This window comes from Chryseobacterium sp. GTID13 (genome assembly GCF_056172655.1).
The window spans coordinates 557,100-569,311 of the sequence record NZ_JAOCMB010000007.1 but is presented as its reverse complement, the minus strand read 5'-3'; the positions used below and the strand labels follow the sequence as shown (position 1 = coordinate 569,311).

10 protein-coding genes are annotated in these 12,212 nt (G+C 33.8%); all 10 read left to right on the top strand.

Annotated elements, in window-relative coordinates; all coding sequences use genetic code 11:
- Window positions 1-228 precede the first annotated feature (228 nt).
- The 10 genes from N4G44_RS21965 (at window position 229) to N4G44_RS21920 (ending at window position 12,208) form a co-directional block, all read left to right on the top strand.
- Window positions 229-648 carry a hypothetical protein gene (locus N4G44_RS21965; RefSeq protein ID WP_474929922.1) on the top strand — a complete coding sequence of 140 codons (420 nt, stop codon included), beginning with the start codon at window positions 229-231 and terminating at the stop codon, window positions 646-648.
- Between the two features lie 253 nt (window positions 649-901).
- Window positions 902-1,780: a T9SS type A sorting domain-containing protein gene (locus N4G44_RS21960; protein ID WP_474929921.1), complete on the top strand. Its 879-nt coding sequence runs from the start codon at window positions 902-904 to the stop codon at window positions 1,778-1,780.
- Between the two features lie 4 nt (window positions 1,781-1,784).
- The gene (locus N4G44_RS21955; RefSeq protein ID WP_474929920.1) at window positions 1,785-5,534 is read left to right on the top strand and encodes a DUF5977 domain-containing protein; all 3,750 of its coding nucleotides are present in this window, start codon (window positions 1,785-1,787) and stop codon (window positions 5,532-5,534) included.
- Between the two features lie 8 nt (window positions 5,535-5,542).
- Window positions 5,543-5,686, top strand: a complete 144-nt coding sequence (locus N4G44_RS21950) for a hypothetical protein (RefSeq protein WP_474929919.1) — start codon at window positions 5,543-5,545, stop codon at window positions 5,684-5,686.
- Entirely contained in the window at window positions 5,679-6,773 is a 1,095-nt protein-coding gene (locus N4G44_RS21945) for a DUF6443 domain-containing protein (protein ID WP_474929918.1), read from the top strand. Before N4G44_RS21950 ends, N4G44_RS21945 begins: the two co-directional genes overlap by 8 nt.
- Window positions 6,722-7,270 carry a hypothetical protein gene (locus tag N4G44_RS21940; protein WP_474929917.1) on the top strand — a complete coding sequence of 183 codons (549 nt, stop codon included), beginning with the start codon at window positions 6,722-6,724 and terminating at the stop codon, window positions 7,268-7,270. Before N4G44_RS21945 ends, N4G44_RS21940 begins: the two co-directional genes overlap by 52 nt.
- A gap of 107 nt (window positions 7,271-7,377) precedes the next feature.
- Entirely contained in the window at window positions 7,378-9,324 is a 1,947-nt protein-coding gene (locus N4G44_RS21935) for an RHS repeat domain-containing protein (protein WP_474930121.1), read from the top strand.
- A 469-nt stretch (window positions 9,325-9,793) separates the two neighbouring features.
- The gene (locus N4G44_RS21930) at window positions 9,794-10,105 is read left to right on the top strand and encodes a hypothetical protein (RefSeq protein ID WP_474929916.1); all 312 of its coding nucleotides are present in this window, start codon (window positions 9,794-9,796) and stop codon (window positions 10,103-10,105) included.
- Between the two features lie 751 nt (window positions 10,106-10,856).
- Window positions 10,857-11,327, top strand: a complete 471-nt coding sequence (locus N4G44_RS21925) for a hypothetical protein (protein ID WP_474929915.1) — start codon at window positions 10,857-10,859, stop codon at window positions 11,325-11,327.
- A gap of 314 nt (window positions 11,328-11,641) precedes the next feature.
- Window positions 11,642-12,208 (top strand): hypothetical protein, encoded by a 567-nt coding sequence (locus N4G44_RS21920; protein ID WP_474929914.1) that lies wholly within the window; start codon window positions 11,642-11,644, stop codon window positions 12,206-12,208.
- Window positions 12,209-12,212 lie beyond the last annotated feature (4 nt).

Here is a 12,212-nt window from a genome sequence, read left to right as displayed (position 1 = left end):
TTAATGTTTTGGGCTGATCCTTTCGGGGGTTGGCCCTTTTTATTTTATGCGACAAGTTTTGTCGCTTTCCGTCGATATCTTTACACCAGTAATCATTTGAAATATTAAAAAACACAGGCAAGTGATATGATTTATGTTAAATCTCTGCAATGAGACTTGTATGCGTGTTAAAAAATGTTAAATTTGCCGTGAATTATAAAAACTAACGTTAACTAAATACACAAACAGATGAAGAAAATTTACTCTGGTGCATGTATTCTATGCACGGTTCTAGGGCTTTCTGCCCAGGAAGTATTATGGCAGAAAGACATCAAATCCAATACTCAGGATTTCCTAAGCCAGATTACTACAACCATTGACGGTCAATACTTAATTACAGGAAGTTCAATTCAATCCGGCCCTTCGACAGGCTCAGGGACCTCTAATAGTAAACAAAATAACGGTTACGATTTCCATTTGGTAAAATTAAACCAGCAGGGAGAAGAAGTCTGGGAGAAATATTTTTCAGGTCAGAATCATGATTATTTGTCAGCTTCTATAGCTACCCAGGAGGGAGGATTTCTTGTTGCTGGTACTTCTTACTCCGGAAAAGGTTTAGATAAAAAGAAGATTCCAAAGGTGGCTCTGACATATGGCTCATCAGATTAAATGAATTTGGTGATGAAATTTGGCAGAAAACATTAGGAAGCTCTTCCGATGAGGAAGCCAGATCCGTCATTCAAAGTACAGATTTAGGATTTTTCATTGCCGGAAATATTCAGAATTCATCCAAAGGATATGGTTCAAAAGACGTTCTGGTTGTAAAGCTTCATAAAGATGGAAAAGAAGTATCCCAATCAGTTTTAGGAGGAAAGGATTAGATGAAGTAGAGAAAATTATTCCTACTAAAGATGGCGGTGCTTTGCTAGGAGTCTATTCAAGAAGCAATGCAGGAGGTTCTAAGAAAACTGAAAACTTTGGTGAGGGTGATTATTATATTATCAAACTTTCAAAAGAAGGAAAAGTAGAATGGGAAAAGAATTATGGAGGAAAATCAGATGACCATATAAGAACTCTTGCTTTAACATCAACAGGATATTTAATAGGTGGAGAATCCAGATCCGAAAGATCTGGAAACAAAACCGTAGGAATAGAAGAAGGAACCGATTTGTGGCTAATTTCCTTAAACGAAAGAGGCGAAGAGCTTTGGCAGAAATCCTACAATTTCGGAAACAGGGATATTCTGATGGGAACCAGCGTACTTCATTCAGCGGATGATAAATCTTCCAAAGGAATTTTATTAGGAGGCTACACCCAGGCGGAAGGAAAAATACAGACTGATGATGAAACCTTCTGGATGCTGTATCTGGATCAGGATGGCAATGAAAAGTGGAGAAAACACGTAAAAGGAGAATCCAGAAAAAGAGAAGAAAGATTGTCTGATATAAAACTGAACAGAGACGGCTCTATCATTCTGGCAGGAACCAGTGCGGAAGAGCTTGGAAAAGAGAACTGGAAGATTGTAAAATTAGGAGATAAGCAGCTTGATCAATTAATTGAAAAACAAGACATTAAAATTTATCCGAACCCTGTATCAGATTATACTTATGTAGAAATAGGCTTTGACTTTAAGGAGGCTGATATTATGTTGTATGATATGGGAGGAAGACAGCTTCAGAGTTTGAAGACAAAGAATAAGGTTACTAAAATAAATACTCAGAATTTGATTCAGGGGGCTTATCTGGTGACGATAAAAACGGATAATAATAAAACGGCTAGTGCTAAACTGATAAAAAAATAACACAATGAAGAAAATAATTATACTGATTTCTAGCCTGTCTATGATAATAATGCAGGCGCAGGCCCAGATTCCTACAGGTTCAAAATCTATCATACAAAATGCTGTAAACAATACAGCTGTACAGTCGCCTAATGCAGCAGCATTATTCAAATATTCAGAAACTCCAGTTTCTTTATATACAGGAGTTCCTGATATTAGTATTCCAATTTATACAATTAAAGAAGGAGCTATTGAAATTCCAATTTCTATTTCTTATCATTCAGGCGGAATAAAAGTAAATGAAGAAGCATCTTCAGTAGGGTTAGGCTGGAGTTTAAATGCCGGGGGAAGAGTTTCACAAGTTGTTGCCGGTGCAAATGATTTTAATATGTATGGATATTATAATGTCTATCCTAAAAATGCAAATGGTACAGTAGGTTCTATATCAGGTTGTCCAACTCCTTCATGGAATAATAGTACATCAATCTATTCTTTTTATACGAATAATTTTGACGATAATAATTCCGGATTAGCAACTTATACAGGTTGGGACTTGCAGCCCGATTTATTTCAAATAAACCTACCCAATAAGACCTATAAGGCATATTTGGACATGTCAAAAACAACTAGAACTGACTATCCTAAATTTGCATTTGCTGGACAGGCTAATATCGATTTTAAACTAATTCCTAATGGAGGATATGTGCCCAATAATGGCGGAAATAATTTTAAGGTTACAGATGACAACGGAATACTTTATTCGTTTGATGGGGCACAAGAAATTAGTACCTCTGCAACAGGACAATATGGAGGAGTTACAGGAGTATCCAAACTACTTACAAAAATAGAAGATCCAGCGGGAAGAAAAGTTAATTTTTCATATATTCCAACATTACATGCTGACAGATTGTCGGGCTGTAGAAATACCAGAGAAGACATTGAATATTCACCTGATTCTGGGGGGTATGCTTTCTTATCTTTATTAAAAGGTAAAGGTCTTACTGAATGTAATAAACAAACAATAGACGAAAGTTTTATTGAAAAAATAGAATTTACAAACGGAAAAATAGAATTTACATGGTCAGATAGAGAAGATATTAATAATTCTAAAAAATTGTCTTCTATTAAGATTTATAATAATTATAGATTAATTAAACAGTATGATTTTAATTATGAATATTTTATATCTAACGATAATCTCAATACAAGCGCCATAGTAACTTGGTTGGGGGCACCAAATAATAAAATATTTACACACAGGTTAAAATTAATTAATGTAACAGAATCTTTAACTAACGAAAAATATTCATTTAACTATAATTCAACATACAATCTTCCTAATAAGTTAAGTTTTTCTACTGATTTCTGGGGATATTATAATGGACAGAATAATAGTGATACCTTCATCCCAGATCCGACAAAATATTTAAAAGATCAAACAATATTTAATGTTACTTCATTCAATCAAGATCAGACTGGCTATTGGTATGAAGCTCAATATGGTCCTGACGTTCCACCAGATCTATCTACTGGATATTTTAATTTTTCGAGCAATAACAAACATTATTTATCAGATCGTAGAGCTTCATTAAATTCTCTAGCGGGTTTGTTAACAAACATTAGCTATCCTACGGGAGCGGAAACAGAATTTGAATATGAACCTAATACTTTTTCTAATTATCCGTTGCAATCTTTATTAGATAACGCCAATATGGGTATTGATCGTGATTATAGTATAGGAGGAGGAGTAAGGGTTAAAAGTATTAAAACTAAAGAAAATCCAGGAGCAACAGCGTTGATTAAAAATTATACCTACGAAGAACTTACAAATAATGGCTCAAAAATGATTTCCAATGGTATTTTAGCAGAGATACCAAAATTTTATGAAATACAGAACAGATGTTTCAAACGATATGATGAAGGAGGAACCATATATGGAAGTTATTATGGGAGCACATTAATTACTTCTGAACCGAGTTGTTCAATGCTTCAAAAAAATTTCAGGATTTCAATATATGAGGGATCTCAATCACAGGGAATGTCCACTCTTCCCCAAGGCAGTCATATAGGGTATTCTAAAGTTACAGAATCAGTTACAGGAAAAGGTAAAACAGATAGCTATTATGTGAATAATTATAATAAATCGTGTTTGAGTATGATTGCGAGGGGAAGCTCATTGGCTATCGGCAATGGAGATCTGACCAAGGAACAAATATATGATAACAGCAATAATTTAATAAAAGAAATATCATATAAATATAAATTCAATTATCCTGATAACCTGAATACCTATTTTTTATCTGCTTCTATCTTAGAACCAGTTACAAGTTTGGTGGCAAGACCTGTTTCAGCTGTTAGTCCAACGGTTACAAGTGCAATAATACCTACTTATGCGGGGCTTATCCACAATTATACAATCAGTTTATATAAATCTCTGCTAGAATCCTCAACAACAAAAGAATATTTCCCGGCAGGATCAAATAATTATGTAGAAACAAAATCTTTAATTACATATAATAATAAGTATCAGTCTAATGTTCACCAAATTACTAATCCGGATAATTCAGTAAATGAAATACATTATAATTATGCGCAGGAGAAAGGGAATCAGCTGTTAATCGGTAAAAATATTGTTGGTGTTCCATTGGAAACTATTACGACCCAAACAAATAATGGAATTACAAAGACCTTGTCAAAAACTGAGACTGTGTATCCAACGTCTTTACCAGATGCCCAGATTGGCAATTTTGTACTTCCAAAATCTGTAACATCTTATGACTACTTGAGCAATAATTCTCCTACAGAAATAACTCTGGATAAATATGATGTAAAAGGAAATCTTCTTCAATATACTACTAAAGATGAAGTACCTGTATCTATTATTTGGGGATACAACTTTTCCCTACCAATAGCGAAAATAGAAGGAGCTCGGTACGATAATATTGCTATGTATATTAATGATATTGTAACAGCATCCAATAACGATGCATTAAATCCTAACAATGAACAGGGTCTAATGACCGCAGAAGATAATTTAAGAAAAAATATCAATTTGGCTAATTATCAAATTACAACTTATACTTATGACCCTTTAATTGGAGTAACAAGCATTACACCCCCTTCAGGAATTAGAGAATATTATAAATATGACGTCACTAATAGATTGGAAAAAGTTGTTGATATAAACAATAAAATATTAAAAGAATTTAAATATAGATATGCAACAAGTACATCTGTGAATTTTTTAAACGAAGAAAAAAGTGAGACATTCACAAGAACAAATTGTGCAGGGAATGGAATTGGAGGTACATATACTTATATTGTTCCAGCAGGTACTTATACCTCTGATGTAAGCTTATTAGCAGCAAATCAAAAGGCACTAGACGATATTAATACTAATGGTCAAAACATGGCCAATCAAAATGGACCCTGTTCTTTTCCTGTTTCATGTAGCTTTACATTTTCATCGGTTGTAGGTAGTCCTCAGTTTAGTAATAATTCTACTACAACAGTAAACGGAACTGTTTATTTTAAAGTTTATTTCTCAGGCTATGGTATTTGGCAGAACTGGGCAAATGGTGTGAATATAGGTAAGGTAGGATCAGAATGTGTACCATCTGTAAATCGAACAATAACATATAATGAGAGCAGTTTTAATCGTAAATGGAGCATCTTTATTGATACAGCAGGAAATTGTACCGCAACACTTATCTCAGGAACTGTAGATGGATCCTCTACTAATCCTTTAAACTTCTTATTTGAATATCAAAAATAAACACTGTTATGAAAAAGATAATATTCATTGTTGATATACAGCTGCCAGAAGCAGTTGTAAATCATGTGGCAACTCTACTGTCTGGCAATAACCAGTTAAAAGAACAAGAACAGTTTCTTAATATTTATCCATTAATTCAAAATTATGCATAAAAAAATATACATAAGCATAGGATTAGTACTGGGTATGTATCACTATGGCCAGGTAGTCTTGAATTCTCCTCCCGCTCCTAATACGGAGGTTGCAGATCCTCAAATCATACGCATGGTGCCTGGATTTAGTTTCAATTCTGTTAGCGGGACATTTCGGGCCTATATCGGAGGATCTTCTTCCAATAATCCTGGGAATACGTATACACCTATCACCGTTGATTATTCGACTAATATTTCAAATACTGAAAATTATATTTATACCAGGCAGTATTTAGTCCCTACTGAAGAGTCAAACGGATCTCTGCAGCAGATACAGGGTGTACAGTTTTTTGATGGTCTTGGAAGACCTAAGCAGTCAGTAAGCATAAAATCTACCCCTACAGGAAAAGATCTTGTCACTCACATTCCTTATGATGGGTTTGGAAGACAGGTTGACAGTTGGCTCCCGGTTCCTGTGTCTTCGCAAAATGGAAATATTCAGGCAGGGGTAGAAAGTAGCGCTAATACTTATTATCAAGGGAACGGAATAAATGATTCATTTCCGTTCAGTCATAAAAATTTAGAAAACTCTCCGCTTGACAGGCTTCTGAGCCAGAAAAATCCAGGTGCCGACTGGCAAAATAAACCTGTTACTTTCGGTTATGAGACCAATACAGCAGGTGAAGTGAAAAAATATACCACCACCACTACTTGGGCGGATGGAGCCACTTCTTCTGAATTAAATACTCCTGGAACTTATGGGGAAGCACAACTGTATAAAAATACTGTTACTGATGAAGATAACAATAAAACCATAGAATACAAAAACGGTAATGGACAAACCATATTAGTCAGAAAAGTTATAAGCTCTTCAGAAAATGCAGATACTTATTATGTGTACAATGAATATGATCAGCTGGCGTTTGTAATTCCTCCTTTGGCTTCTGCTTCCGCATCAATATCTGCTGCAGCTTTGGATCATTTATGTTATCAGTATAAATATGATGGCAGAAACAGGCTGGTAGAAAAAAGCTTCCTGGAAAAGGTCCCGAGCAGATGGTTTACAACAAAAAAGACCAGATTGTTCTGTACCGGGATATTGTTCTGAAAAACGGGATACCGAATTTTACAGCAGATAACTCATGGACTTTTACCAAGTATGACCAGTTTGGAAGAGTTGTTTATACAGGAATTTCAAGGGATGGAACTTCAAGGCAAAACATTCAGGCATACATTGATAATCAGCCAGCGGGCGTTTCTTATGAAACCCGTGGGGGAAATCTTACTCTGAACGGAATGAATATAGGATACGGAAACGTTTCTTATCCTACAAGTATTGACATGGTCCTTATAGTCAATTATTATGATACTTACCCTCAGGATGCTTCGGCAATTCCGGCAACAATTTTAGGCCAGGAAGTATTGCCTCAGGATGTTCAAAGTTCGAATGTTAGTACCAAGAGCCTGCCTACAGCTTCTTATGTGAAAAATGTTGAAAATGATAACTGGACAAAGACCTATACTTATTATGACAAGAAAGGAAGAGTAATATCTGCCTATTCGATTAATCATCTGGGGGATATACCAAAACTGAAAGTTTTCTGAAATTTTCAGGGGCTCCGGAATATACACTTACCGAGCATAAAAGAGCTGCAGATGGAATAAAAGTAAATATCAAAGAAACTTTTGAGTACGATCATCAGGAAAGATTGGTGAGGCATTGGCATCAGGTAAATGGTGGCGCACAGGAACTCCTTGCAGAAAACCTTTACAACGATCTTGGCCAGATACAGACAAAAAACGTAGGGAATACTACAGGAAGTGCGTTGCAGAATGTTAAATATGCATACAACATCAGAGGATGGCTCACAAAACTTAATGAACCTTCCGATATGCAGAATAAACTCTTTGCTTACGAGTTGAGGTATAACAGACCGAACAGTCAGTTCTCCGGTTCTGCCAGATACAATGGAAACATCTCTCAGATGTCTTGGATTACCCAAAGCGATGCTGTAATGAGGAATTATTCCTATGAATATGATTCCCTTAACCGTCTTAAAGAAGGACGTTTCTGGGACGCTATGAATCTGGACAGGGGAGAATACTATGAGCAGCTTACCTATGACCTGAACGGGAATATTAAATCTATGCTCAGAAGAGGAAGACAGCTTCCAGGATATACCGCGCCTGAAGTTATGGATAACCTTGAATACCATTATGAAAATGGGGAGCAGAGTAATAAACTTGCTTATCTTAAAGAGATAGGTACAGGGAATGCTTTAAGCGGATATCCGCTTTCATCAGGAAGCACCGGAAGTACAATTATCTATGATCTGAATGGGAATATGACGGTTCAGCAGGATAAAGGGATTGCTTCTATTCAATATAATTATCTAAATTTACCGGAAAAGTTTACCCAAAACTCTAAAATAACAGATTACACTTACAGGGCAGATGGGGTAAAAGTAAAAAAGATCTTCGGTACAGATACCACAGATTATTTAGATGGTTTCCAGTATGAAAATGGTACATTGAAGTTTTTACCAACTGCTGAGGGGTATTTTAATTTTGAGTCCGGGAAATATGTGTATAATTATACTGACCATTTAGGAAATATACGTTTGAGCTACTTTAAAAATAGCTCAGGAGCAGAGATCATTGAGGAAAGTAATTATTATCCGTTTGGATTGAAGCATGAAGGGTATAATGTTTTATCTGGAAATCCTGCGTATAAATATAAATACAATGGGAAAGAGTTGCAAGAGACGGGGATGTATGATTATGGAGCGAGAATGTATATGGCGGATATTGGAAGATGGAGTGCTGTTGATCCTTTGGCTGAGAAAATGACGAGATATAGTCCATATAATTATGCTTTCAATAATCCCATTAGGTTTATAGATTCCGATGGAAGACAATCTTCTCCATGGACGGAAAGTGTGTATGCTAATCTAACATTGGATGTTACTTATACAGGAGAAGAGGCTCAATCTGCTTTTAGGTCATTACAAAGTTCTATGAATTCGCAGAAACCTAAAGATGATATATACTTAAGTAAGGATGGAAAAGTTTCCACAATATTCAGAAATTCTAAGCCAAATAGATTTTTTGATATGAGTAATGGAAATCAAGAGTTATTTTTTAATGATCCTCTAGGTGTAGATAAAATAAGTTTAAATAAAAAGTATGATATTGGAGATCAGGTTTATAATCAGATAGATTATCCAGAATTTTTAACAGCAGTTGGAAGTGTGCCTAGCAACACTAAGATAATGAGCCTGCTTGTACGAAGCAAAACTGCTGGTTTTCTTGCTCCAAGTCTTCTTGCTTCTGCTTATGCTTTGATTGCTTATGAATCCACACAGGGAGAAGCAGATTTTTCAGCACATTATTTATCAAGGAAATTGGATATTGGAAATGATGTTTATGCAAACGATTCTTCCTATCATTTTAGATTTGGTAACACCAATATAATGTACAGCTTAATGGATGCAGGCAATTTTATGTGGGGAGGATGGTCAAAATTTATTGGATTAAGTTCTGCTGAAGTATATGGTGGGAGTAATTTAAATGAGATTTTCTCAAGTGGTAGAATCGATACGCCTGCAGATCAAAGATCAGTATTTGGCGGGAGAAAATTTTTAACAAATGGCAAATAAAAATAATATTATGAAAAAAATAATAAACTTTTTTAACCCAATTATAACTTTAATATTATTTGTGTTATTTATAATAATTTATTTATCAATAAATTATATAGGTCAGACTTCTGAACTGTCTGTGAAACATATTTATATTAGAACAGCGCAGTTTTTTAATTTCTTTTTGTTTCTACCTGGAATAATATTTTTTTTAGTTGTTTCCATTTATAACTTTGTTGCAAGTAAAAAAATAGGAATCGTAAAAATATTTTTATCTCATCTATTCCTATGTTTTTAATTATTGTTTATTTTCTTTATATTTTTTCAATTTTAATCTATGGATTTATTACTTCTGATTATTTGAAAGAAAATTTATAGAGTTTGGATGGTTTTCACCATGAGACCACTCAGAATATTCCGAAAGCAAAGTTTATTAAGTGGTCTGTATTCAATGGAATAAGATTTTTAATAACTGGAAAATAATGCTATGAAAAAAATATTAAACTTTTTTAACCCAATTATAACTTTAATATTGTTCATATTATTTATTATAAGTGTCATTTTTATTTATAGAATAGATCCTTACGAAGGTAAAAAAATAAGATCTACTTTACTTTTTTTATATTTCATACCCGGTTTATTTATTTTTATATTATTATTTATTAATAATATTAAAAAAAGTAAAGTAGAAAATGATTTTAAAAATAAATTAATATCTATTATCCCATTGACTTTAGTGGTTTTATATTTTTTATTTATAGCAATTACAGTTTTATATGCCGTTGTATTTCACGATTAATTTAGGTAAAATAGGTATTAGCGTAAATAAGATTTTTTTCTGTGTATTATCTCACAAGGAAGTTAGGCTTGATTGGGACAAATGTTTACCAAAATGATTTTTCTTATCATGTCAGATTTGAAGGTATAAATACTATTTACAGTTTGACGATGTCAGAAATTTTATGTGAGCAGCTACAGGTTATGTAGTTGGGTTTAATTATTCTGGTCTTCAAATAGGAGCACATGCAAATAGTAGGTGTAATTCAAGAAGAAATGGTTATGATTCTCAATGGGATTCTAAAGATGACCAAAGATCCCCGCTGCCGCACGATTTTATCGTGTGGCAAATAATAAATAAAACCTCGCCGCAAAACTTAATGATGGAAAACAAGTACTTGGAGGTTAGATATAGAGGTATTGGCTACCTGCGGGAGCTGTTCCTGTAAATACAGCAGCTGGTTTTTTTAAATACATATATGATAAGAGATTTTGAAATTAAAAGATAATTAAAGTATACCCTACGGTTATAACAAACCAATTAAAAGGAGTAGTAGATGAACTGGGTGGTTTAAATGCTAGACCATTTAATTCAGGAGGAGCTGTTGGTTGCTGCTCAGAATGTTACAATGGAAATCAATTATTATTAAATCCAAAAGCTCTTCCAAGCGATATTAATTTTACAGAAGCTATAAGGCCTAGGAATGGTAAGGTGATTCCAATGTGCGAAACTTGTAAAGCAACTTTTGGAAAATAAAAGAATATTATTATTTATGTATACAGAAATAGAACAACAAACCTTAGATATAGATTGGTTTTTTACCGATGGAAAATATGTGTCTTTTATGGCATCAGGTGGTGGAAAATTGCCTGAATCTATTGCCAAATCTAAAGAAGATAATCTTGTGTTAGCTAGTTATTTTAGAAATTTACCTGAAATATCTGAAATATCTGAAATAATAATTAATCCGGATCTGAACAATATACTGATGAAAGTATTTGGTTCTGGGATAGATGAAAGATATATTGAAGATTATGCACTAATGACAAGAAAGGGTCTCTATTCTTTCGATAAAACACATCCGAATCAATTTACAGATCCGAATTATCATATGGTGGCAAGCCCAAGGAATCCTTTGAGATTAGAAGATCTTCCAGAGAATATAAAAAATATTCTAGCTAGAACGACTTATAATATTAGCCTTGAAGAAATTCAAAGTATCGATATAACTAAGATTTATTAAGTGCTGATTATTAATTAATAGTTATAATAGAATTAGAATTAAGAAAAATTATTGAAATTTGTAATAAAGCAACAAAGTCCCCCGCTACCGCATAATTTTATCGTGTGATATATAAATAAAACCTCGCAATCTGCGAGGTTTTATTTATTATGAAGTTTTATTTAGCAAGCAATTTTTCCATTTAGCTCATCATTGAGAGCCACTTTGTAAGGCTCTCGTTAGCTTGAAATGCTTCAGGCGGATAATGAACCGGATAATACCTTCATAACCTGAATACCCGTAAAAAAAACTAAATTTACATAAAGAAAATGCCTATGAAAACAATCTCCTATCTCTTTTTCATCACACTTCTCATCACATTCTCCTGTACCAACTACATAAAGCCCATCCATACAGAAGCAGTTCCCGATTCCGAAAACATAACAAGAAAATTATTTCTTCAGAACGAAACACTGGATGTCAACTTTTATGGAGATTATATATTCAATAAGGTTGAGAAAAAATTCATCTTTTTCACCAATAAAGATGTTGGCAATATCCTTAATAAGCTTAAAGAAAAAACTTCTTCACAGGTTCTTTTTACCTATACGAAGATCAGTATTTACAACAATATGCTGGGGTTTTATTACGCTGGAAAAACTTTGGCAGATATAAAGAATAATTTCTCCATTAAAACTCCCGAAAAAGAAATGCAGAATGGAATTTTATATGCCTATGACTATAATGGGTATTATATTATCGAAGTCTTCAGACAGACGGAAAAAGGAGTAGTGCGTTTTATTTCGATCAATAATTCTGCAAAACAAACCGGTGAAAAATTTAGAAAGGAAAATACAAAACTGTTTTTTGAAGTCAATTCAGGACTTTTGAGCCGGTATTGATAGC